Origin of the sequence: Streptomyces kunmingensis, from assembly GCF_039533535.1 — a bacterium.
GTDB classification, from domain to species: domain Bacteria; phylum Actinomycetota; class Actinomycetes; order Streptomycetales; family Streptomycetaceae; genus Streptomyces; species Streptomyces kunmingensis.
Genome location: NZ_BAAATS010000017.1, coordinates 331,173 through 352,124, shown reverse-complemented (window position 1 = coordinate 352,124; position 20,952 = coordinate 331,173). Strand labels below are relative to the sequence as shown.

22 protein-coding genes are annotated in these 20,952 nt (G+C 70.8%); 6 read left to right on the top strand and 16 right to left on the bottom strand.

The window, feature by feature from the left end; genetic code table 11:
• Positions 1-161 precede the first annotated feature (161 nt).
• Positions 162-2,759 carry an ATP-dependent chaperone ClpB gene (gene clpB / locus ABD366_RS21025; protein ID WP_324775229.1) on the bottom strand — a complete coding sequence of 866 codons (2,598 nt, stop codon included), beginning with the start codon at positions 2,757-2,759 and terminating at the stop codon, positions 162-164.
• 127 nt (positions 2,760-2,886) lie between these two features.
• On the opposite strand from clpB, the gene ABD366_RS21020 reads away from it, so the two are divergent.
• Positions 2,887-3,312 (top strand): pyridoxamine 5'-phosphate oxidase family protein, encoded by a 426-nt coding sequence (locus ABD366_RS21020; protein WP_324775184.1) that lies wholly within the window; start codon positions 2,887-2,889, stop codon positions 3,310-3,312.
• A 112-nt stretch (positions 3,313-3,424) separates the two neighbouring features.
• Here the strand turns inward: ABD366_RS21020 and ABD366_RS21015 are convergent, their stop codons facing one another.
• Entirely contained in the window at positions 3,425-3,769 is a 345-nt protein-coding gene (locus ABD366_RS21015) for a hypothetical protein (protein ID WP_324775182.1), read from the bottom strand.
• Positions 3,766-4,107 (bottom strand): hypothetical protein, encoded by a 342-nt coding sequence (locus ABD366_RS21010; RefSeq protein ID WP_324775180.1) that lies wholly within the window; start codon positions 4,105-4,107, stop codon positions 3,766-3,768. Before ABD366_RS21010 ends, ABD366_RS21015 begins: the two co-directional genes overlap by 4 nt.
• A gap of 131 nt (positions 4,108-4,238) precedes the next feature.
• Here ABD366_RS21010 and ABD366_RS21005 point away from each other — a divergent pair, with 131 nt between their 5' ends.
• Entirely contained in the window at positions 4,239-5,222 is a 984-nt protein-coding gene (locus tag ABD366_RS21005) for a helix-turn-helix transcriptional regulator (protein WP_324775178.1), read from the top strand.
• Positions 5,223-5,265: 43 nt separating this feature from the next.
• Complete coding sequence (locus tag ABD366_RS21000) at positions 5,266-6,243, top strand: helix-turn-helix transcriptional regulator (RefSeq protein WP_324775176.1); 978 nt, start codon at positions 5,266-5,268, stop codon at positions 6,241-6,243.
• Between the two features lie 57 nt (positions 6,244-6,300).
• Here ABD366_RS21000 and ABD366_RS20995 read toward each other — a convergent pair whose 3' ends face one another.
• The 3 genes from ABD366_RS20995 to ABD366_RS20985 form a co-directional block, all read right to left on the bottom strand.
• Positions 6,301-7,422, bottom strand: a complete 1,122-nt coding sequence (locus ABD366_RS20995; protein WP_324775174.1) for a sugar ABC transporter substrate-binding protein — start codon at positions 7,420-7,422, stop codon at positions 6,301-6,303.
• Positions 7,423-7,615: 193 nt separating this feature from the next.
• Positions 7,616-7,996 (bottom strand): nuclear transport factor 2 family protein, encoded by a 381-nt coding sequence (locus ABD366_RS20990; RefSeq protein ID WP_324775172.1) that lies wholly within the window; start codon positions 7,994-7,996, stop codon positions 7,616-7,618.
• Between the two features lie 468 nt (positions 7,997-8,464).
• Entirely contained in the window at positions 8,465-8,884 is a 420-nt protein-coding gene (locus ABD366_RS20985; RefSeq protein ID WP_324775170.1) for an ATP-binding protein, read from the bottom strand.
• 167 nt (positions 8,885-9,051) lie between these two features.
• Between ABD366_RS20985 and ABD366_RS20980 the strand changes: the two genes are divergently transcribed.
• On the top strand, positions 9,052-9,900 hold the full coding sequence (locus ABD366_RS20980; RefSeq protein WP_324775168.1) for a helix-turn-helix domain-containing protein: 849 nt from the start codon (positions 9,052-9,054) through the stop codon (positions 9,898-9,900).
• The gene (locus tag ABD366_RS20975) at positions 9,897-10,124 is read left to right on the top strand and encodes a DUF397 domain-containing protein (protein WP_324775166.1); all 228 of its coding nucleotides are present in this window, start codon (positions 9,897-9,899) and stop codon (positions 10,122-10,124) included. Before ABD366_RS20980 ends, ABD366_RS20975 begins: the two co-directional genes overlap by 4 nt.
• On the opposite strand, the gene ABD366_RS20970 is transcribed toward ABD366_RS20975, so the two are convergent.
• From ABD366_RS20970 to dnaK, 6 genes are all read right to left on the bottom strand, one after another.
• Positions 10,091-10,609 carry a GNAT family N-acetyltransferase gene (locus ABD366_RS20970; RefSeq protein ID WP_324775164.1) on the bottom strand — a complete coding sequence of 173 codons (519 nt, stop codon included), beginning with the start codon at positions 10,607-10,609 and terminating at the stop codon, positions 10,091-10,093. The two genes, ABD366_RS20975 and ABD366_RS20970, sit on opposite strands and share 34 nt — an antisense overlap.
• A 47-nt stretch (positions 10,610-10,656) precedes the next feature.
• A complete protein-coding gene (locus tag ABD366_RS20965; RefSeq protein WP_324775162.1) occupies positions 10,657-11,520 on the bottom strand; it encodes a hypothetical protein in 864 nt (287 codons plus the stop codon).
• A 119-nt stretch (positions 11,521-11,639) separates the two neighbouring features.
• A complete protein-coding gene (locus ABD366_RS20960; RefSeq protein ID WP_324775160.1) occupies positions 11,640-12,092 on the bottom strand; it encodes a heat shock protein transcriptional repressor HspR in 453 nt (150 codons plus the stop codon).
• A gap of 5 nt (positions 12,093-12,097) precedes the next feature.
• Positions 12,098-13,291: a molecular chaperone DnaJ gene (dnaJ, locus tag ABD366_RS20955; RefSeq protein ID WP_324775158.1), complete on the bottom strand. Its 1,194-nt coding sequence runs from the start codon at positions 13,289-13,291 to the stop codon at positions 12,098-12,100.
• Between the two features lie 48 nt (positions 13,292-13,339).
• Positions 13,340-14,035: a nucleotide exchange factor GrpE gene (gene grpE, locus ABD366_RS20950; protein ID WP_324775156.1), complete on the bottom strand. Its 696-nt coding sequence runs from the start codon at positions 14,033-14,035 to the stop codon at positions 13,340-13,342.
• A complete protein-coding gene (gene dnaK, locus ABD366_RS20945) occupies positions 14,035-15,906 on the bottom strand; it encodes a molecular chaperone DnaK (protein WP_324775154.1) in 1,872 nt (623 codons plus the stop codon). Before dnaK ends, grpE begins: the two co-directional genes overlap by 1 nt.
• A 225-nt stretch (positions 15,907-16,131) precedes the next feature.
• Here dnaK and ABD366_RS20940 point away from each other — a divergent pair, with 225 nt between their 5' ends.
• Positions 16,132-16,971 carry a glycosyltransferase family 2 protein gene (locus ABD366_RS20940; RefSeq protein WP_324775227.1) on the top strand — a complete coding sequence of 280 codons (840 nt, stop codon included), beginning with the start codon at positions 16,132-16,134 and terminating at the stop codon, positions 16,969-16,971.
• A gap of 77 nt (positions 16,972-17,048) precedes the next feature.
• On the opposite strand, the gene ABD366_RS20935 is transcribed toward ABD366_RS20940, so the two are convergent.
• The 4 genes from ABD366_RS20935 to ABD366_RS20920 all read right to left on the bottom strand — a co-directional run bounded on the left by ABD366_RS20935 (position 17,049) and on the right by ABD366_RS20920 (position 20,719).
• Positions 17,049-18,191, bottom strand: a complete 1,143-nt coding sequence (locus tag ABD366_RS20935) for a glycosyltransferase family 4 protein (protein ID WP_324775152.1) — start codon at positions 18,189-18,191, stop codon at positions 17,049-17,051.
• Positions 18,188-18,604, bottom strand: a complete 417-nt coding sequence (locus tag ABD366_RS20930; protein ID WP_324775150.1) for a class I SAM-dependent methyltransferase — start codon at positions 18,602-18,604, stop codon at positions 18,188-18,190. Before ABD366_RS20930 ends, ABD366_RS20935 begins: the two co-directional genes overlap by 4 nt.
• A gap of 172 nt (positions 18,605-18,776) precedes the next feature.
• A complete protein-coding gene (locus tag ABD366_RS20925; protein WP_344442239.1) occupies positions 18,777-19,823 on the bottom strand; it encodes an MraY family glycosyltransferase in 1,047 nt (348 codons plus the stop codon).
• A 2-nt stretch (positions 19,824-19,825) separates the two neighbouring features.
• Positions 19,826-20,719, bottom strand: a complete 894-nt coding sequence (locus ABD366_RS20920; protein ID WP_324771271.1) for an NAD-dependent epimerase/dehydratase family protein — start codon at positions 20,717-20,719, stop codon at positions 19,826-19,828.
• Positions 20,720-20,952: the final 233 nt, after the last annotated feature.

Here is a 20,952-nt window from a genome sequence, read left to right as displayed (position 1 = left end):
CTGGGGCCCATCCTCTCCCATCGGGCCCCCCGGGGGGCAAGCCCGGAACCTCGTCTGCCAGGTTTCCTCGTTCGCCGTCTGCGGACAGGGTGTGGCCGGTCGCGCAGTTCCCCGCGCCCCTGGGATGCGCACTGCGTGCGGCATCCCAGGGGCCCGAGTTGTTACAGCGTCTTCTCCGTCGCCGGGCCCACGATCAGGCCGTCCCCGAACGCGTCCACGCGGACCGTGTCGCCGTCCTTGACCTCGCCGGAGAGGATCTCCTTGGCGAGGCGGTCGCCGATGGCCGTCTGGACGAGGCGGCGCAGCGGGCGGGCGCCGTACGCCGGGTCGTTGCCCTCCTCCGCCAGCCAGGTGAGCGCCGCGTCGCTGACGTCCAGCGTGAGGCGCCGCTCGGCGAGGCGCTTGGCCAGGCGGTCGAGCTGGAGCCGCGCGATGCGGCGCAGTTCGTCCTTGTCGAGGGCGGAGAAGACGACCAGGTCGTCGAGCCGGTTGAGGAACTCCGGCTTGAAGGAGGCCCGGACGACCTCCAGGACCTGCTGCTTCTTCTCCTCGGCCGAGGTGAGGGGGTCCACCAGGTACTGGGAGCCCAGGTTCGAGGTGAGGACCAGGATCGTGTTGCGGAAGTCGACCGTGCGGCCCTGGCCGTCGGTGAGACGGCCGTCGTCGAGCACCTGGAGCAGGACGTCGAAGACCTCCGGGTGCGCCTTCTCGACCTCGTCCAGGAGGACCACCGAGTACGGGCGGCGGCGTACCGCCTCCGTGAGCTGGCCGCCCTCCTCGTAGCCGACGTAGCCGGGCGGGGCTCCGACGAGCCGGGCGACGCTGTGCTTCTCGCCGTACTCGCTCATGTCGATGCGGATCATGGCCCGCTCGTCGTCGAAGAGGAAGTCGGCGAGCGCCTTGGCCAGCTCGGTCTTGCCGACACCGGTCGGGCCGAGGAAGAGGAAGGACCCGGTCGGACGGTCGGGGTCGGCGATCCCGGCGCGGGTACGGCGGACGGCGTCGGACACCGCCTGCACGGCCTCGCTCTGGCCGATGAGCCGCTTGCCCAGCTCCTCCTCCATGCGCAACAGCTTCTGCGTCTCGCCTTCGAGGAGGCGTCCCGCGGGGATACCGGTCCAGGAGGCGACGACGTCGGCGATGTCGTCCGGGCCGACCTCCTCCTTGACCATGGTGTCCTGGGACACCTCCTCCTCGGCCTCGGACGCGGCCTCCAGGTCGCGCTCCAGGGACGGGATCTCCCCGTAGAGCAGCTTGCTGGCGGTGTCGAAGTCGCCGTCGCGCTGCGCCCGTTCGGCCTGGCCGCGCAGCTCGTCGAGCTTCTCCTTCAGTTCACCGACGCGGTTGAGGGACTGCTTCTCCTTCTCCCAGCGGGCGGTGAGGCCGCGCAGCTCCTCCTCCTTGTCGGCGAGGTCGCGCCGCAGCTTCTCCAGGCGCTGCCGGCTGGCCGGGTCGGTCTCCTTGCCGATCGCCAGCTCCTCCATCTTCAACCGGTCGACGGCGCGCTGGAGTTCGTCGATCTCGACGGGCGAGGAGTCGATCTCCATACGCAGCCGGGACGCGGCCTCGTCGACGAGGTCGATGGCCTTGTCGGGCAGGAAGCGGGAGGTGATGTAGCGGTCGGAGAGCGTGGCGGCCGCGACGAGCGCGCTGTCGGCGATCTGGACTTTGTGGTGCGCCTCGTACCGCCCCTTGAGGCCGCGCAGGATCGCGATGGAGTCCTCGACGCTCGGCTCGGCGACAAGGACCTGCTGGAACCGCCGCTCCAGAGCGGGGTCCTTCTCGATGCGCTCGCGGTACTCGTCGAGGGTCGTCGCGCCGACCATGCGCAGCTCACCGCGGGCGAGCATGGGCTTCAGCATGTTCCCCGCGTCCATGGCGGAGTCACCGCCCGCGCCCGCGCCGACGACGGTGTGCAGCTCGTCGATGAACGTGATGATCTGCCCGTCGCTCTCCTTGATCTCGGAGAGGACGGTCTTGAGGCGCTCCTCGAACTCGCCGCGGTACTTCGCCCCCGCGACCATGGCACCGAGGTCGAGGGAGACGAGCCGCTTGTCCTTGAGGGACTCGGGGACGTCGCCCTTCACGATGCGCTGGGCGAGCCCCTCGACGACGGCGGTCTTGCCTACGCCGGGCTCACCGATGAGCACAGGGTTGTTCTTCGTGCGCCGCGACAGCACCTGTACGACGCGGCGGATCTCCTGGTCGCGCCCGATGACGGGGTCGAGCCGTCCCTCGCGCGCGGCGGCGGTGAAATCGGTACCGAACTTCTCCAGGGCCTTGTACGAGCCCTCGGGGTCGGGTGTGGTCACCCGGCGCCCTCCCCTGCTCTTCGTGAATGCCTCGGCCAGCTTCTTCGTGGTGGCCCCATTGTCGGCCAGTACCTCGCCCGCGGCCCCGCCCTTGGCGGCGATACCGATCAGCAGATGCTCGGTGGAGAGGAAGTCGTCGCCCAGCTCCTTGGCCCGCTCCGCGGCGTCGGCGACGACGGCGAGCAGTTCGCGGTTGGGCTGCGGCGGCGCGACCGTCGATCCGGTGACGCTGGGCAGCGAGCCGACGACGCGCTCGGCCCCCGCCCTGACCTGCGCCTGGTCGGCGTCGACGGCGGACAGCAGATCGGTGATGTTCTCGTTGTCCTGCCCTTCGAGCAGGGCAAGGAGCAAGTGCGCCGGGGTCAGATCCGGGTGCCCCCCGGACACGGCCCGGCTGGTGGCCGCGTTGATCGCGTCACGGCTCCGGTTCGTCAGCTCGGCGTCCACGTAACTGTTCTCCTTCTCCTCCACGTCACGGGCAACTCTGACCTATTCAGCGTACACAAAGTTGAGTCTATTCCGCTCAAGGTGGCCGAGGGCGCCGACGAGGGCGGTCGGGGATAGATTCCGGACCATGGCCAAACAGATCGACCTGGACTCCCCCGGCACCTCCTTCCTCGGCTTCTGGCAGGAACGGCACCTGTGCACCCTGACGACCCTGCGCGCGGACGGCACGCCGCACGTCGTACCGGTCGGCGTGACGTACGACGCCGGGGAGCGGGTGGCCAGGGTCATCACGAACAAGGCCAGCCGGAAGATCGCCCACATCCTGTCGGCGCCGGCCGGCACTCCGGCGCGGGTCGCGGTCTGCCAGGTCGACGGCCGGCGCTGGACCACCCTGGAGGGGACGGCGAGCGTGCGCACGGACCCGGTGCTGGTGGCGGACGCCGAGCGCCGCTATGCCGAGCGGTACTCGCGCCCGCCGCGCCCCAACCCCGACCGGGTGGTCATCGAGATCGCCGTGGACCGGGGCACGGGCAACGCCGTCTTCGACGAGTAGCCGGTACCGAGATCTCTACACAAAACTGCAGCGGCGCCACCGTGTTCAGGTCCACGGTGACGCCGCTGCGGGGGGAAGCACCTGCGCGATCTACTACGACGGGGGAATCGCGTCAGGCACTGCGGGGGGTGGCAGAGGTGGTACTGGTGTGCGGGGCCTCGGGTCCCGCGTCCCCGACCAGCTGGTGGTCACGCTGGTCGAGGTTGACGAAGATCATCCCGTACCGGACGACCGTCCGTACCGGCTGCGGGGCGCCGCGGGGGCGCCGCAGACACCGGTAGGCCCGAAGGTCGTCGTCGTCGTCCCGCACCACGATGATCGGCTCCCCGAAGAGGGTGACCATGAGCGAGTCACCCGGGTTCGGGACGGCCGTCACGAGGTCGATCGTGTGCCACCCGGACCGGTAGGCGATCGCCATCTCGCGGCGTAGGGATCTGTCGTCCGGTGGGGTGATCATTCGGCGGCGTCCGTGGGTGCGGCGTTCCAGACAGGGTCATCGGATGCCTGCTGCGCCGTGGGGGCGGCGTTCCAGACCGGGTCGGGAGCCTGCTGCGCCGTGGGGGCGGCGTTCCAGACCGGGTCGGGCGCCTGCTGCGCCGTGGGGGCGGCGTTCCAGACCGGGTCCTGAGGTGCCTTCTGCGCCGTCGGCGCGAAGTTCCAGATCGCGTCGCCGGGCGCCGCCTGCACCGTCGTCGGCGCGGAGTTCCAGATCGCGTCCGCCGGGCCAACCGCACCGAAGACCAACCCGGCGGAGAAGGCGCCAGCAAGTGCTACGCCAAGTATTCCCTTACGCATAGTGGGTTTTGTCCTCACTTCCATGGCTTCTCTCCCCCGGCTCTCCATGACGATGGCTCATTCAGCCACGCAAACACCACAGGGTCGATGCATCATGTTCCTGCACGTTCAGGACCCTGGGGGGTGGAGCAATGCCATCAACAAGCTCAAACCGGGCACATCCACACGCCACAACCGAGTTGTGCGACGCGGGAAAACAGTTGTACGCGGCCGCTCTGCGCTCCGGCCGCATCGCCCGCACGGAAGTGAGCGCGGCTCCCTGCCTCCTGGACCTCGCCCTCCTGCATCCTGACGCAGAGGACCCCGCTTGGCTCCGCCCCGTTCTACCCTCCGCCGCACTTTCACAGCGTCTTCAACCTCTTGAACGCGAAATCCAGGAACGCCGGATGCTCGCGGTCGAGCTGACCGACACCTTCGAGCCATTTTTGGCCATCAGCGCACAGTCGCAGCCGACCACCCACACCATCACGGTCCTGGAGGGCAAGGACCGGATCAACGCGGCGATCGAAATGGCCCTCGCCGACTGCACCACGGAGATGCTCACGGTGCAGCCCGGCGGCGGCCGGGACGAGCACACGCTGACCAAAGCACTGCAGATGGGGAAGGAGATCACCGACCGCGGCATCACCATGCGCACGCTCTATCAGCACACCGCGAGGCACAGCCACGGCACCCTCGCCTACGCGGAAGCGCTCGCCCAGGGGAACGTGGAAATACGCACGCTCGAGGAGCTCATCGAGCGGCTGATCATCATCGACCGTTCGGTCGCGTTCATTCCCGCTCGCGAAGACCGCCACGCCGCGCTGGAGCTGCGCCACGCCGGTCTCGTCGAGTACTTGGCCAGTGTCTTCGAACAGCTGTGGCAGCGTGCGGTGCCGCTCCTGGACGAGACCCCCTATGCTCCACCGACCGACGGCATCACGGGCGTACAGCGCTCCATCGCCAAGCTCCTCATCGACGGCCATGTCGACGAGGCCATCGCCCGCCGGCTCGGTATGAACGTACGCACGTGCCGTGCACATATCGCCAAACTGGCCGCCGCCCTCGGCAGCGGAAGCCGCGCTCAGCTCGGCTATCTGATAGCCAGGTCAGGAATTCTCGAACGGGAGAACTGACACCCCTGACAGGAATCCCTCAGCCGGTCGAAGAGAGTCACACGTGATCCCAGTCGCCCATCAGCACGGACCCGAAGAGCTCTGCGATGCCGGCTCGAGTCTGTACGCAAGGACACTGCGCGAGGGGCGTGTACGGCGCGAGGAGGCCGAGCCCGTCCCGTGTCTGGAAGCGTTCGGTCTGCTGCGCCAGGACGCCGACGATCCGGAGTGGCTGCGTCCGGTACCGCCCGCGGTCGTACTCCCCGACCTGCTGAAGGCCGTCGAGGACAGCATCGCGCACCAGCGCCGCAAGGAGGCTCTGCTGGCGGAGACGTTCGCCCCGCTGATCGACCTCGCCGCACAGCGCGCCTCGATCCCCAGCACCCCGATGATCGAGGTCCTGCTCGGCTTCCAGCGGATCAACGACGCCATCGGCGAGGCCATGACGGTCTCCTCCAAGGAGCTGCTGACCGTCCAGCCCGGCGGGCAGAGACCGCCCGAACTGCTCGCCTCCGCGCTCCCCCGGGAACAGGAACTGCTCGCCCGCGGGGGCCGTATGCGCACGCTCTACCAGCACCCGTCCCGGCACTACCCGTCGATCACCGCCCACTACGAGCAGCTGTTCGGCGACGTCCAGGTCCGCACCCTCGACGAGGTCACCGAGCGCCTCGTCATGCTGGACCGCACCGTCGCCTTCATCCCGGCGAACCCGGACCGCACCGTCGCCCTGGAGATCCGGCACCCGGCACTGATCGCCTACCTGGCGACGACCTTCGAGCGGCTCTGGCGGCTGGCCACACCGATGTACCCGAAGGCGGCCGGCGAGGAGCCGACGTCGGAGGGGATCACGACGCGGCAGTGCACCATCGCCAAGCTGCTCATCGAGGGCCACACCGACGCCGTCATCGCCGAGCGCCTGGGCATGAACATCCGCACCGTGCGTGTCCACATCGCCAAACTGGCCGCGACGCTCGGCAGCGAGAGCCGGGCCCAGCTCGGCTTCCTGATAGGGCAGTCGGGCATTCTCACGCAGGAGCACTGACCGGGCGGGGCGGGTGGGGTCACGCCCCGCGCCGGTACCGAGGACAAGGTCGGACGGCTATGTGAGGCCCGCCGCAGCGCACGCCGCCGCGTACTTCGCGGTGCAGATCTCCCGCACCGTGTAGATCCCGTCCTTCACCACGGTCTGCTTGATGTTGTCGCGCGTCAGCGCCACGACGCTCACGCTCGCCGTACGGACCTGCTTCGTCGTCGGGCTGTCCGTCCGGTCCATCGCGAGGGCCTCGAACTCGATGGTCCGGCCCTGCGCGACGCGGACCGCCATCTCGGCGGCCGTGGCGGCTTCCTCGGGGTACGGCTTGTAGACGCTCATGTACTGATCGCCGGTCAGAATCCGCTGCACCGCGGCAAGTTCGGCGTCCTGGCCGGTGATGGGGGGCATCTTGGTGATCCCGGCCTCCTTGAGCGCGGCGATCACCCCGCCCGCCATGCCGTCGTTGGCCGAGTACACGCCGGCGATGTCGGAGGCGCCGATCGCCGCGATGGCCTGCTCCATGTTGGCCTTGGCGTTCTGCGGCTTCCAGGCCACGGTGTCGTACGACTTGGCGATCGTCACCGACTCCGAGAGCTCCGCGCGGGCGCTCTCCTTGAAGTCGACGGCGTTCGGGTCGGTCGGCGAGCCGTTGATCATGACGATCTTGCTGTTCTTGGTGGCCTTGTCGCCGAGGGCCTGGACGAGCTCCTTGCCCTGGGTCTCCCCGACGAGCCCGTTGTCGAAGCCGACGTACGCGTCCACCGGCCCCTCGGCGAGACGGTCGTACGCGATGACGTGGATGCCCGCGTCCTTCGCCTTCTGGACCGAGGCGGTGATCGTCTTCGCCTCGACGGCGTCCACGATCAGCGCGTCCACCTTCTTGGCGATCATCTGGTCCACCTGCCGGTTCTGCAGGTCGGCGTCGTTCCCGGCATTGGCGTAGACCAGCTGTCCCTGGCCGTCGGTGAGTTTCGCTATCTGTCTCTCGATGTTCGGGTAGTCGAACTTCTCGTAGCGCGCGGTCTCCTTCTCCGGGAGCAGCAGACCGATCTTGACGTCGTTGCCCTTGCGCACGGGGGCGCTGCTCTCGCTGTCCCCGCCGGGCAGCACACCACCGCAGGCCGTGAGCGAGACCACCAGGACGGATGCGGCGCCGGCCAGCGCGGCACATCGCATTCGCGTGTTCATTACGGATACCTCCCTGACGTGGCCGCAACGGTGCGGCCGAGGTGGCTCGAAGCCAACTCGGCCGCCCAAGTCACGTCAAGAGGTGAAGCAACACCGCAACGAAACCGCATCCGTTACTTCCCCACATGAAGCCAGATACAGCGAATACCGGACATGTGTACCCGGCGGTAACACCCTCGCCGTGCCCTTGGCTTCAGGCCCCGTCGGGCACCCGGTCCAGGAAGCCGTGCACGGCCCGGATCCGCCCGTCCTCGGCGAGCTCGATCACGTCGAACCCGGCGACGGGCGCGCTGCCGTCCGCCTCCGACACCAGCTCCCAGCCGAACCGGGCGATCCCGTGATGCCCGTCGACCGCCCCGAGCGGCCGGAAGAAGAACCCGGGGAACTGCTCGTGCGCGGCGCCGATGACGGCCGCGACCCCGTCGTGCCCGGCGACCTCGGCCAGGGGGTCGGTGTACGCGCCGTCCTCGACCCAGGCGGCGGCGACGGCCTTGCCCAGCTCCTCGGCCCCCGACGCGTTCCAGGCCTCGAAGTAGCGGGCGACGGCGGTCTCGTAGGTACGGGTTCCGGTCATGGCTCGGCCCTCCAGAAGGGGTGTCTCGGCAGCTCATGGGACCCGGAGCCCGAGCGGAGTGCGCCGCCCGGGTTCCGGTGACTTCAGGTTGCCGGGTGCCTTGGGGCGGGGTCGATTACGTCGGAGGTAAGGACGGCGTGGACGATGCCGCCCGGGGCGTCGGAGGCCGCGCTAGGGTGCTGGGTATCCATCGGGAAGCTCCTACTTCCTCGGTGGTCAGGCCCTCGCAGTGGGATGCCAGTCCCGGCGGGGGCCGTCACATGTCTGGATTGTGGTCATGCGTTCTGTTCTGTTGTGCGTGAGCGTAGGGGGCGCAACGGGCGCGTCCGCAAGCCGAGTTGCCGACCTTCACCCGTCCGTGTCGCGACGGGAGGAGAGGTGGGGCTTGGCCTGGTTCCTTTCCCTCTCCCCCGTTCCTTTGGTGTTGCCGCCCCCGCCACCGGGGCACGGGTTTCCGTGCGCCGGTCGTCATACGAGATCGAGTTCGGCCCAGACCGTCTTGCGGGGGCTCGGACCTGCGATGACACCCCATCGGTCGGTGAGCGCCGCTACGAGGACGAGGCCGCGGCCCGACTCGTGCTCCGGCGCCGGAAGCCGAGGCTCGGGGACGGCCTCGCCCCGCGCGTCGGCGACCTCGATGCGCAGGGTGCGCCCGGCCACGTAGACGCTCAACCGGAAGTCACGGCCGGGCAGCCGTCCGTGCGTGACCGCGTTCGCGGCGAGTTCGGCGACGACGAGTGCTGCCGCGTCGAGGTCGAGAGCCAGCCCCCAGGCGTGGAGTTGCTCTACGGCGAGGAGGCGTGCGAGGCGGGCTCCGCGGGGCGTGGGTGACAGCTGGATGTGGAAGTGGCGAGCGGTGTGCGGGAGTTCGCTGATTTCCGGGTTCACGTCACTCAGCGTGGCCGCACCTGCTTACTCTGACCCGCAACATGGCCGTCACGTACGGTGACTGTCCAGCGTTTGTCCAGGGTTGTACAGGCTGTCCAAGCCGCCTTGGGGGTAGGGCCGTTGACGGTAAGTATGCGGCGAGTACGGCGGACCGGAGGTGGGCGCGGATGGCTGAGGCGACGGATGGTGACGGCTGGGAGCTGGAGCCGGGCGACGAGGAGGGCGCGGCCGTCATGGCGCTGATCGGGCGGCAGTTGAGGGCCTGGCGGGAGGCGGTCGGCCTCAAGGCGTCCGAACTCGGAGCGGCGCTGGGCTACGGAGAGGGCATCGTCTACAAGGTCGAGGGTGGGGCGCGGATCCCCCGGCCCGAGTACCTCGACAAGGCGGACGACGTACTGAAGGCGGGCGGCCGCATCAAGTCACTGAAGGAGGACGCGGCCAAGCTCCGGTATCCGAAGAAGGTGCGGGACATCGCCGAGGTCGAAGCGAAATCCGTGGAGTTGACGGCGTACTCGGACCACTATCTGCACGGTCTGCTCCAGACGGCGGAGTACGCGCAGGCGCTCATCTCTATGTGGCGCCCAGTTCTCCCCCGGGAGCAGATCGAGCGAGGTGTGGCGGCGCGCGTGGCACGACAGTCCATCTTCGAACGCGACCCGGCACCGAACCTCAGCTTCATCCAGGAAGAGGTGACCCTGCGACGACCGATCGGAGGGAAGATGGTGCTGCGGCGCCAGCTCGAACACCTGCTGGAGCTCGGGAAGTTGCAGCAGGTCGAGATCCAGGTCATGCCGACGGACAGCGAGGACCACGCCGGGATGAGCGGGGAGATGGAGGTGCTGAAGTTCATGGACGGGACAGCTCTCGGGCGCGGGGTAAGGCTCTTCGGCGGTCGCCCGGTCTCCGACCCGAAGCAACTCCGCGTCATCGAACTGCGGTGTGGCATCATCCGGGCTCAGGCTCACCCACCAGGAGAGTCACTGGCCTTCATCGAGCAAGTGCTGGGAGAACTATGAACCGCAAGACCTCCGCCGGGAGCCCTTCCGAACTGGCCTGGTTCAAGAGCAGCTACAGCAGCGGCAGCGACGACCCGAACTGCGTCGAGGTCGCCCACACCCCCGGCACCACCCACATCCGCGACTCCAAGAACACCCAGGGCCCCCGCCTCACCGTGACGGGCGCGGCCTGGGCGGAGTTTCTCGCCGGTCAGCCCTCGTACTCCGTCAGGTCGATCGCGTAGAGCCGGAAACCCTCGTCCTCCCCGGTGAAGCTCATGCCGAGCTTGTCGAGCACCTTCGCCGAGGACGTGTCGCCGGGTGCGGTGGCCGCGACGACACGGTCGATGCCGCGGTCCTGGAGGGCGAACTCCAAGGTCGCCTGGGCCGCCTCCGAGGCATACCCCTGGCCCCAGAACTGGCGTGCGAGCCGCCACTGGATGCCGATGTGCTCCGCGATCCGGGGCGGAGCGTCGGGAACGTAGAGGCCGACCGCGCCCGCGAGCTCGCCGGAGCCGAGGAGTTCGACGGCGAAGAGGCCGAAGCCCTCGTCGCCCCACTCCTCCTCCCAGCGCTCGATGTCCTCGGCACTCTCGTCGAGGGAACGCGGGGCGCCATCGCCGATGTACTGCATCACGACAGGGTCGGCCTGGATGTCGGCGAGCGGCGCCAGGTCGTCGTCGGGCGACCAGCGGCGCAGGAGGAGGCGAGGGGTACGGATCTCGGTCATGGGTCCATCCTGCGGCATGCCCCAGGACGGCGCGGAGAGCGGCCCGGCTACGGGAGAGCGCCCTTGTCCGGACGCCAGTCCAGGGCCAGTGCCTGCACCCCCTGCGCGGCGCCGGCGATCCGGGAGGACAGGGCGGGCTCGGCGCCATGCTGCCGGTACCTCGTGTCCAGTTCCAGCACCACCGTTGCCAGGACCTCGACCTGCCCGAGAAGTTCGCGCAACCGGCTGCCGGCCTCCGCGCCCCGGCCCGCGGCGGTCACCAGGGCACGCCACTTCAGGTTCTCCAGGTCGAGGTCCAGCTCGTCGAGAGCGACGAAGCCTGCGTCCTTGATCGCGCGACAACCGCGGATCGCGTCGCACGCGTGCAGCACCTGGACGGCCAGCGCGCCCTCGGCGCTGTCCAGGTCCCGCCGGAGCACGTAACGGTGATGCATGCGGCGCAACACCTCCGCCTGCGAGGTGACACCGCGCACGACCGCTCTCCCCCGGCTGGGCACGGCGTCGTTCCACAGCGGCGCATGCTCGAAGTGGTCGCCGTCGCGTCCGAACACGACCCGGTGCAGATGCTTCCACTGCCCGTACGGGAGGTCCGGGTCGGTCATCACCGGTTCGTCCAGGCGCCGGGCGTAGTCCGCGACGTACAGCTCGATGAGCTCTTCGAGGGCCGTGCTCCGCGCCGCCGGCACGGTGTCCCGCACCTCGGGTCCGCTCCGGCCCGCCGGGTCGGCCTCGACGGTCTCCCCGTCCAGGCGCGGCAGCACGGTGTTCGTCAGCGCGCGGGCCGCCGCCGACAACTCCCGCGCCCGCGCGGGCTGCGGATGCTCCGCCGCCGCCTCCCACAGCCCGGCAGCCATCCGCCGCAGCCCCCGGACCAGCTCATCGACCCGCGCCTCGACATCCTGCTCAGTCATGTGCCCCCCTGCTCCATGGCCGATAACTGTGGATTCAAGCAAGCGACGGCGGGCCTGTACAGAGAAAGGGCCCGGAGTCCAAGACTCCGGGCCCTCTCACCTGTTCCGAGCGAAGAGCGTCACTGCTCGGACGACCGCTTGGGCCGCCACACCACCAGCGCACTGGTCTGCTGGACCTCCTGGTACGGGACCAGGTCGCGGCGGTACGAGGCGTGTACCGCCGCCTCACGTTGCTGCATCGTGGCGGCGGCTCCCTCCACGGCGGCGGAGAGCTCCGCCACGCGGGACTGGAGCGCCGCCACCTGGTTCTCCAGCTCGATGATGCGCTTGATGCCCGCGAGATTGATGCCCTCGTCCTGCGACAACTGCTGGACGGTGCGCAGCAGTTCGATGTCGCGGGCCGAGTAGCGCCGGCCACGGCCCGCCGTGCGGCCGGGTGAGACCAGGCCGAGGCGGTCGTACTGGCGCAGTGTCTGCGGGTGCAGGCCGGATAGCTGGGCCGCCACCGAAATGACGTACACCGGGGTTTCCTCGGTGAGTTCGTACGGGTTGGTGCGACGCCGGCCGTCCATCTCGCTCAAGCTCCCTTCGCGGCCTGAAACAGTTCTGCCCGCACATCGGTGTCCTCAGTCGCCTTGCGGAACGACTCGAGGGCCGAACGGGCCTCGTCGGAAAGGTCCTGCTCCTGGGGGACGGCCACCTCGACCGTGACCAGGAGGTCGCCACGCGTGCCGTCCTTGCGGACGGCGCCCTTGCCGCGGGCCCGCATCGTCCGCCCGTTCGGCGTGCCCGGGGGCAGCTTCAGGGTGACGGCGGGGCCGCCGAGCGTGGGCACCTTGACCTCGCCGCCGAGCGTCGCCTCGGTGAACGTGACGGGCACGGTCACCGTGAGGTTGTCGCCCTTGCGGCCGAAGACGGGGTGCGAGTCGACGTGGACCACCACGTACAAGTCGCCTGCGGGGCCGCCCCGTTCACCGGGAGCGCCCTTGCCGCGCAGGCGGATGCGCTGGCCGTCGGAGACACCGGCGGGGATGCGGACCTGCATGGTGCGCGAGGACTTGGCCCGGCCGGAGCCCTTGCAGACCTCGCAAGGCGTTTCGGCGATGAGGCCGCGGCCCTTGCAGTCCACACACGGGTCGGTGAGGGAGAAGCCGCCACCGCCGCCCCGCGAGACCTGCCCGGTGCCGACGCAGGTCGGGCACACGCGCGGCGTGCCGTTCTTGTCGCCGGTGCCGGAGCACGCCTTGCAGGGGGACTGGGACGACATGCGCAGTGGAACCGTCGCGCCGTCCACGGCCTCGGTGAAGCTGAGCGACACCTCGGACTCGATGTCCTGGCCGCGGCGCGGCTGGGTACGGGTACCCGCGCCCGCGCCGCCCCGGTTGAACAGGCCGCCGAAGACATCGCCGATGCCGCCGCCGAACCCGCCCTGGCCCTGGCTCTGGCCCTGGGCGCCGCCACCGAAGAGGTCGCCCAGGTCGAAGTTGAACGATCCGCCGCCGCCCCCGCCGGGTCCCGGACGGAACCCGCCGTTGCCGAACAGGGCGCGCGCCTCGTCGTACTCCTTGCGCTTCTTGGGGTCCCCGAGGACGTCGTTCGCCTCGGAGATCTCCTTGAAGCGCTCCTCCGCCTTCTCGTTGCCCTTGTTGGCGTCGGGGTGGTTCTCCCGGGCGAGCTTGCGGTACGCCTTCTTGATCTCGGCGTCGGTGGCGTCCTTGGGGACGCCGAGGACCTTGTAGTAGTCCTTCTCGATGAAGTCCTTGGTGCTCATCGGCCTCGACGTCCCTCCTCACTCACATCAGTTTCTCCGCGGATGACGTCAGCCCTCGTCCGGGCCACCGCTCTCCTTCTCCGCGTCCGCCTCGGGGGCGTCGGCGGTGTCCGACGTGCCCGCCTGCGCGCCCGGCTGCGGCTCGGCCACGGCCACCCGCGCGGGGCGGATGGTCCGGTCACCGATCTTGTAACCCGGCTGCAGGATCGCCACACAGGTCGTCTCGGTGACGTCCGGCGCGTAGCTGTGCATCAGGGCCTCGTGGACCGTCGGGTCGAAGGGCTCGCCCTCCTTGCCGAACTGCTGGAGGCCCAGCTTGGCCGCGACCGTCTCGAGCGACTCCGCGACGGACTTGAAGCCGCCGACGAGCTCGCCGTGCTCACGGGCCCGGCCGACGTCGTCGAGGATGGGCAGCAGCTCGGTCAGGAGGCTCGCCACGGCGATCTCCTTGACCTGCACGCGGTCCCGCTCCACACGGCGCCGGTAGTTCTGGTACTCGGCCTGGAGGCGCTGGAGGTCCGCGGTGCGCTCGTTGAGCGCGGTACGCACCTGGTCCAGCTGGGCCGTCAGGGCCACGTCCTGCGCGGACGCGGCCGCCTTGCTCGTGTCCCCGGCCGGGGCCGCCGGGCCCTCCTGGAGGGAGGACTCGGGGGCCTTCGGCTCGGCGTCATCAGCGGTGGCGCCGGAGGGGACGTCGGGCTGCTCGGCGTTCTCGTCGCCGAGACCCGGGGTCTCCTCGGTCATCAGGCGGCGCCACCCTTCGCGTCGTTCGGCTTCTCGTCGTCGACGATCTCGGCGTCGACCACGTCGTCGTCCTTGCCCATGTTCGGGCCGGCGGCACCCTCGGCACCCGGGGCTGCGCCCTCGGCACCCTGCGCGCCCTGGGCGTCGGCGTACATGGCCTGGCCCAGCTTCTGCGAGACGGCGGCGACCTTCTCGGTGGCGGTGCGGATCTCGGCCGAGTCCTCGCCCTTGAGCTTTTCCTTCAGCTCGGTGACGGCTTCCTCGACCTCGGTCTTGACGTCACCGGGGACCTTGTCGGCGTTGTCCGCGAGGAACTTCTCCGTCTGGTAGACGAGCTGCTCGCCCTGGTTGCGCGACTCGGCGGCCTCGCGGCGGGCGTGGTCCTCCTCCGCGTACTTCTCGGCCTCTTCGCGCATCCGGTTGACCTCGTCCTTCGGCAGCGAGGAGCCACCGGTGACGGTCATCTTCTGCTCCTTGCCCGTGCCGAGGTCCTTGGCCGTGACGTGCATGATGCCGTTCGCGTCGATGTCGAAGGCGACCTCGATCTGCGGGACACCGCGCGGGGCCGGCGGCAGGCCCGTCAGCTCGAACATTCCGAGCTTCTTGTTGTACGCCGCGATCTCGCGCTCGCCCTGGTAGACCTGGATCTGCACCGACGGCTGGTTGTCCTCGGCCGTCGTGAAGATCTCGGAACGCTTGGTCGGGATCGTGGTGTTGCGCTCGATGAGCTTCGTCATGATCCCTCCCTTGGTCTCGATGCCGAGGGACAGCGGGGTGACGTCGAGGAGCAGGACGTCCTTGACCTCGCCCTTGAGGACACCGGCCTGGAGGGCGGCGCCGATGGCGACGACCTCGTCCGGGTTCACGCCCTTGTTCGCCTCGTTGCCGCCCGTCAGTTCCTTGACGAGGTCGGCGACGGCGGGCATACGGGTCGAGCCACCGACGAGAACGACGTGGTCGATCTCGGAGAGCTGGATGCCCGCGTCCTTGATGACGTTGTGGAACGGCGTCTTGCAGCGCTCCAGAAGGTCGGACGTGAGCTGCTGGAACTGGGCGCGCGTGAGCTTCTCGTCCAGGTGCAGCGGGCCCTCGGCGGACGCCGTGATGTAGGGCAGGTTGATCGTGGTCTCGGTCGAGGACGAGAGCTCGATCTTCGCCTTCTCGGCGGCCTCGCGCAGACGCTGCAGCGCCATCTTGTCCTTGGCGAGGTCCACGCCGTGGCCGTTGTTGAACTGCTTGACCAGGTAGTCGACGACGCGCTGGTCCCAGTCGTCACCACCGAGGTGGTTGTCACCGTTGGTGGCCTTCACCTCGACGACGCCGTCGCCGATCTCCAGGAGGGACACGTCGAAGGTGCCGCCACCGAGGTCGAAGACGAGGATCGTCTGGTCGTCCTTGTCGAGGCCGTACGCCAGGGCGGCGGCCGTCGGCTCGTTGACGATACGCAGGACGTTCAGGCCCGCGATCTCGCCGGCCTCCTTCGTCGCCTGACGCTCCGAGTCGTTGAAGTACGCCGGGACGGTGATGACCGCGTCGGTCACCTTCTCGCCCAGGTAGGACTCCGCGTCGCGCTTCAGCTTCTGCAGGATGAAGGCGCTCATCTGCTGCGGGTTGAAGTCCTTGCCATCCAGGTTGACCTTCCAGTCAGTGCCCATGTGGCGCTTGACGGAGCGGATGGTCCGGTCCACGTTCGTGACCGCCTGGCGCTTGGCGACCTCGCCGACGAGCACCTCGCCGTTCTTGGCGAAGGCGACGACGGACGGCGTGGTCCTGGCGCCCTCGGCGTTGGTGATGACGGTGGGCTCGCCGCCTTCGAGAACGCTGACGACGGAGTTAGTCGTGCCCAGGTCGATGCCGACCGCACGTGCCATTTCGATTCCTCCAGCTGATACTTGAGTGGAACTGACTCAAGACTGCAACACCACCCCCCTCCCCGTCAACAGACATGAGCCGCACCCACTCAACTTTTATCCTGCGCTTATGGGCAGTCTTCTGGGAAAGCCGCTCTGACCAGCGCGTTCGCTCAGCTGCTGGCGGGCCGTACGACGCAAGGAGCCCTCGTGGAACTGCCCCGGGTAGCCGTCGTAGCCGTCCTGATGGTCAGCCACAACCGTCGCACCACCACCCTCGCGGCCCTCGACGCGCTCGCCGCACAGCGCGGCCTTCCCGCCGGGACGCACGTACGGGTCCATCTGGTCGACGCGGGCTCCACCGACGGCACCGCACCGGCCGTGCGCCGCGCCCACCCCGGCGTCCAGGTGACGGCCGTCGGGCCCGACGTCTACTGGGGCCAGGGCACGCGCCTCGCCAGCCGCAACAGCCGCGCGGCCGGCATCCCGGAACCCACGCACCAGCTGTGGCTCGACGACGGCGTCCGCCTCGCGCCGGACGCGCTGGCCCGCCTCCTGGACGTGTCGGCGGACTTCGACGAACAGGCCGTCGTCGTGGGCGCCGTCCGGCGCGACGGCGTCACCGCCCGCTCGGGCCGCCGCCGGCACGGCCGCACCCTCGCCCTCGTCGAACCGTCCGAGGGCCCCGAGCCCTGCGACACGTACGACGGCGACGTGGTCCTGCTGCCCTGGGCCGTACGGGAGCGGGTCGGCGACATCGACAAGGTCTTCCGGCACGGCATGGGCGACTACGACCACGGCTTCCGGGCCCGTCGCGCGGGCGTCGCCGCCTATGTCGCCCCGCGTCCCGTAGGCGACCGCCACGCCGGTGAGCGTCCGGCGGGCCGCGCCCCGTACGGGTCCCGCGAACCCGGCATCGGCGTACGCGAGGCGCTGCGGCGGCGGGCCTCCCAGCCGGAGCTGCCGGTGTGGCAGTGGTGGGTGTACTGCTGGCGGCACACGGGCGTGCGGGCGCCGGTGCTGATGGTGGCGCCGTACGTGGTGACCGTGGCGCGGGCGCTCGCGGCGGGACGCGCCACGCCTTGAGGCCTGTCTTTGAATTCCCTTCTGCGCCCCGACGCCGGGTCAGCCATCGGGCCAGTTGTCCCGTCAGCCGTCAGCCGTCAGCCGTCAGCCGGCTCTGTGAGGGCGGCGTACAGGCGCTCGGTCCGCTCGACCCACGCCTCCTCCCCGTACCGCTTCGCGTAGACCCCGCGGCAGTGCGCGCGCAAGGTGGGGAAGATCCGTTCGGCGGCGTCCAGGGCCGCGGGCAGTTCGGCGTCCCACGCGGTGACGGTGCCCGTGCCGTCGGCGCGCACGGCACGCGGCGCGGCCGACCCCTCGAAGGCGAGCACGGGCAGTCCCGCCGCCAGGGCCTCCGGGTAGACGTGCGGCACGGTGCCCGCCACCCAGCGGCCGGGCAGGACGAGGCCCCGGTATCCGGGCAGCGCGCGGCGCAGCGCGGGCCGTTCGACGACGCCGAGGAACCGTACGGACGCGGGCGCCGCCGCCCGGCACGCGGGCTCCGACGGGCCCGCGCCCACGACGTCGAGCCGCCGTCCCGCGGGCCAGCGGCGCAGCAGGCCGAGGATGTTCTCCTCCGGGGCGAGCCGCCCGACGACCACCCAGGCACCGTCCCCCTCCGCGGCCTGCGCATCGTCCGCCGCGGGCACGTAGTTGGGCACCACCGTGAGCCGTTCCGCCGGGAGTCCGGCCCGCTCGTAGGTGGACCGGCTCAGCTCGGAGAGCACGATCACGCGGTCGGCGCGCCGCAGCAGCGGGTCCTGCCGGATCCCGCCGCGGGACGCCCAGGCGAGCGGCAGCGTGGCGAGCGGCCCGCTCCACCGGCAGCCGTGCCGCATCCCGGCCCACCGGTCGCCGTCGACGCACCGGGCGCAGGGCGCGCCGTCCGGGTCCTGGCCGGCCGCCGCGCACAGCGGGCGGTAGTTGTGCAGGGTCGCCACCAAGGGGCGGGTCCACTCGGCGGTCCAGGAGCGGCCGGGGCCGGGGGGCAGGGTGTGGACGTGCACCACGTCCGGTGCGAAGGCGCGCAGCACGGGCAGCGGACCGCGGCCGTACCCGGTGGCGAGGGTGACGGCACGGCGGGCCGCGTACCGGGAGGCGGTGCGCGGACCGTCGGTCCGGGTGGCGAACAGGCGGACCTCGTGGCCCGCGCGGCCGAGGGCGGCGGCCTGGTCGAGCACGGCCTCGTCCTCGCCGCCGGGCACGGACGGGCCGTGGAAACCGTGGACCAGCGCGACCTTCACGCGAACACCGCCTCCTTTGCCACCCCGGTCCGTACGAGGGCCAGGTCGACGCCGAACTCCCCTGCCCCGGCGAGTACTTGAGGCAGTTCCGGCTCCGAGTCGACCTGGAGCAGCACCCGTTCCCCGGGCGCCACGACGTCCTCCCACACCCCGTCCAGGCGCCGCACCCACGCACGGTCCCGGTCGCCGAGCGCGTACGGCAGCACGTGCCAGTCCACGTCGCGGGCGGCAGCCCTGCGCACTCCGGCCCGTGGCCCGCCGAACGGCTCGAAGGAGACGATCCGCCCCCGGTAGCCGCGCCGCCGCAGCGCCCGCCCGAAGGCACCGTCCTGACCGCCGGAGTCCAGCACCAGATCGATCTCGAAGTGGGCGATTTGCCGCACCAGTTCCCGCATCCGACCGAGACCCGTCATACGTCTGCTCCCTTGCGTCTGCGCTTACCTGTACGTCTTCGTGCGCGTGGCTTACCTGTACGTCTTCGTGCGCGTGTGGGGATGGGAATCGGGGATGGGGATACGGGGACGGGGCGGGCCAGGGAGATCGCGCGCCGGGCCCCTCGTGTCACCCGGCGCCGGGCCCCTCGTGTCACCCGGCGTCGGCCCGCAGCAGGTCCGCCCGCTCGACCGGCGCCGCCCGCACCCGTCTGCGGCCCCCATAGACCGGCACGCGCAACAGCAGCACCACGGACACCAGCGCGGCCCCGCCCAGCCACCAGAGCACCGACGGCCCCACGGCTCCGCGGTGCAGCAGCACCCCGGTGGCCGTGCCGAGCGTGGCGGCGGCGCCGAGTACGACCGCCACGCCGGGCGGGGTGAGCCCGAGCCGGCGCAACCGGTGCGCGATGTGGTCCGGGCCGGGGCGCAGCACCCCGCGCCCGGCCAGCCGCCGTGCCACGACCACCAGCACCGCGTCGGCGGTCGCGACGACGGTCAGCGCGAACAGCGCGGCGGGCGTGGTCTCCCGCGCGTGCCCGACGTTCACGAGCAGGGCCGCGCAGGCCACGAGGAACCCGGTGAACAGCGCGCCGCTGCCGCCGGGGAGGACCCGGGCCGGATGCCAGTTCAGGGTGAGGAACCCGGTGAGCGAGGCGGCGAGCAGGCCGAGGACGACAGCGAGCGAGCCGGATCCCTGCGCCCCCGCGCACACGCACAGGCCGAGCGCGGTGACGACGCCGACCACGCCGAGGGCACCGTCGAAGGCGGCCGGCAGTGTGAAGGCGTTCGTCACGAAGAGGATCCACAGCACGGCCAACGCGCCCGTGGCGAAGCCGAGTTGGGTACCGTGCACGACCACGCTGGCCGCCCCCGCCTCCACGATGATGCGGGCCCGCGCCCCCATCGGCCGCAGGTCGTCGAGGAGGCCGAGGAGGGCGACGGCGCCCGCGGCGAGCAGCAGGGTGCCGGTGCCGGAGTCCAGCGGGACGAGTCCGGAGGCGGCTCCCGCACCCGCGACGACGGCCGTGGCACCGGCCACCGCGACCCCGCCGAGGCGCGGCACGGACCGGGTCTGCGCCGCCCGCCCGCCGCGCCGGGCGACGCCGAACGAGGTGCGCGCCGCCAAAACCCGCAGCGCCGCGGTCAGTCCGGCGGCGAGCGGCAGCGCGGTCGCCGCGGCGGCGATCCCGTACAGCACGTTCAGAACCGGGCCGGGGCGGCGACGGCGGCGGCAGCGGGCGGGAACAGCGCGGGGGCCGCGGGCCCCGGCACCGAGCCGCGCGCGTCGGCCAGTGCGGCGTCGACGATCTCCGCGAGCCCGAGTTTGGGCTCCCAGCCGGTGAGCGCACGAAACCCGCCGGTGACGTCCGGCCCCCGCGTCGCCATCCCGTCCCGCCGCTCACCGACGCCCCCGTCCTCGTCCTCGTACGGCAGGAACCGCAGCGGTGACGCGGTGCCGGAGCGTTCGGCGACGAGGGCCGCCAGTTCGGCGGTGGTGGTCTCCTGGGCGCCGCCGATGTCGAGGATCTCGCCGCTCGTGTCGGGGAGGGCGAGCAGGCGCAGGAGTCCGTCGACGGCGTCGGCGACGTGTGTGAGGCGGCGGCGCCCGGTGCCGTCCCCGTGGACGGTGAGCGGCCGGCCCGCGACGGCCTGCGCGGCGAGGCGCGGCACGAGGGCGCCGGGCGACTGGCGCGGCCCGGCGGTGTCGGGGAGGCGGGCCACCGTGACCGGCAGCCCGTGCTCGCGGTGGTGGCCGAGCGCGAGGAGTTCGTCGCTCGCGCGGGAGGGGGCGAGCAGCAGCGGGAGGCCGTACCGGCAGGCGGTCTCGGCGACGAGCCGGACGTCGACCGGGGCCAGCTGGACCACCGCGTCGCAGCGGCCGGTCAGCTCGTCGAGGAGGCGCCCGTCCAGGACCGACCCGCGGACGAACCGCAGCTTGCGGTCGGGCCAGGCGGCGGCGAGATTGGCGCGGTGGCCGCCGGACAGGTCGTCGAGGACGACGACGGTGTGGCCCCGGTCGATCAGCGCGTCGGTCAGGTGCGAGCCGATGAAGCCCGCGCCTCCGGTGACCAGGTACGTCAGGGGTGCGGTCATCGTGTGGGGCCCCTCATGAGGTGCGGTATCGGGGTGACACCGGGCGGTATCGGGGTGACACCGGCGGGCCACGCCCGGTCGGAGCCCTACATAAGCTATTCCGTTATGTCCAAATATGGGGTGAATAACACGATCAGCTTTGGCGAGGGCTCCCGGGAGGACCTCCCGGAGGCCCCTGGCGAGGGCACCCTCAGCGACGCAGATCACGACCCGGGCGACTACATTGCGATCGC

Excerpts from the sequence above, each read along its gene's own strand:
- dnaJ (WP_324775158.1), bottom strand. The coding sequence starts at position 13,291 with ATGAGCACCAAGGACTTCATCGAGAAGGACTACTACAAGGTCCTCGGC.
- ABD366_RS20980 (WP_324775168.1), top strand. The coding sequence starts at position 9,052 with ATGGCTGAGGCGACGGATGGTGACGGCTGGGAGCTGGAGCCGGGCGAC.
- ABD366_RS20960 (WP_324775160.1), bottom strand. The coding sequence starts at position 12,092 with ATGGACGGCCGGCGTCGCACCAACCCGTACGAACTCACCGAGGAAACC.
- ABD366_RS21010 (WP_324775180.1), bottom strand. The coding sequence starts at position 4,107 with ATGCGTAAGGGAATACTTGGCGTAGCACTTGCTGGCGCCTTCTCCGCC.
- grpE (WP_324775156.1), bottom strand. The coding sequence starts at position 14,035 with ATGACCGAGGAGACCCCGGGTCTCGGCGACGAGAACGCCGAGCAGCCC.
- dnaK (WP_324775154.1), bottom strand. The coding sequence starts at position 15,906 with ATGGCACGTGCGGTCGGCATCGACCTGGGCACGACTAACTCCGTCGTC.
- ABD366_RS20965 (WP_324775162.1), bottom strand. The coding sequence starts at position 11,520 with ATGACTGAGCAGGATGTCGAGGCGCGGGTCGATGAGCTGGTCCGGGGG.
- ABD366_RS21020 (WP_324775184.1), top strand. The coding sequence starts at position 2,887 with ATGGCCAAACAGATCGACCTGGACTCCCCCGGCACCTCCTTCCTCGGC.
- ABD366_RS20930 (WP_324775150.1), bottom strand. The coding sequence starts at position 18,604 with ATGACGGGTCTCGGTCGGATGCGGGAACTGGTGCGGCAAATCGCCCAC.
- ABD366_RS20940 (WP_324775227.1), top strand. The coding sequence starts at position 16,132 with ATGGTCAGCCACAACCGTCGCACCACCACCCTCGCGGCCCTCGACGCG.
- ABD366_RS20920 (WP_324771271.1), bottom strand. The coding sequence starts at position 20,719 with ATGACCGCACCCCTGACGTACCTGGTCACCGGAGGCGCGGGCTTCATC.
- ABD366_RS21015 (WP_324775182.1), bottom strand. The coding sequence starts at position 3,769 with ATGATCACCCCACCGGACGACAGATCCCTACGCCGCGAGATGGCGATC.
- ABD366_RS20975 (WP_324775166.1), top strand. The coding sequence starts at position 9,897 with ATGAACCGCAAGACCTCCGCCGGGAGCCCTTCCGAACTGGCCTGGTTC.
- ABD366_RS20995 (WP_324775174.1), bottom strand. The coding sequence starts at position 7,422 with ATGAACACGCGAATGCGATGTGCCGCGCTGGCCGGCGCCGCATCCGTC.
- ABD366_RS20970 (WP_324775164.1), bottom strand. The coding sequence starts at position 10,609 with ATGACCGAGATCCGTACCCCTCGCCTCCTCCTGCGCCGCTGGTCGCCC.
- ABD366_RS21005 (WP_324775178.1), top strand. The coding sequence starts at position 4,239 with ATGCCATCAACAAGCTCAAACCGGGCACATCCACACGCCACAACCGAG.
- ABD366_RS20990 (WP_324775172.1), bottom strand. The coding sequence starts at position 7,996 with ATGACCGGAACCCGTACCTACGAGACCGCCGTCGCCCGCTACTTCGAG.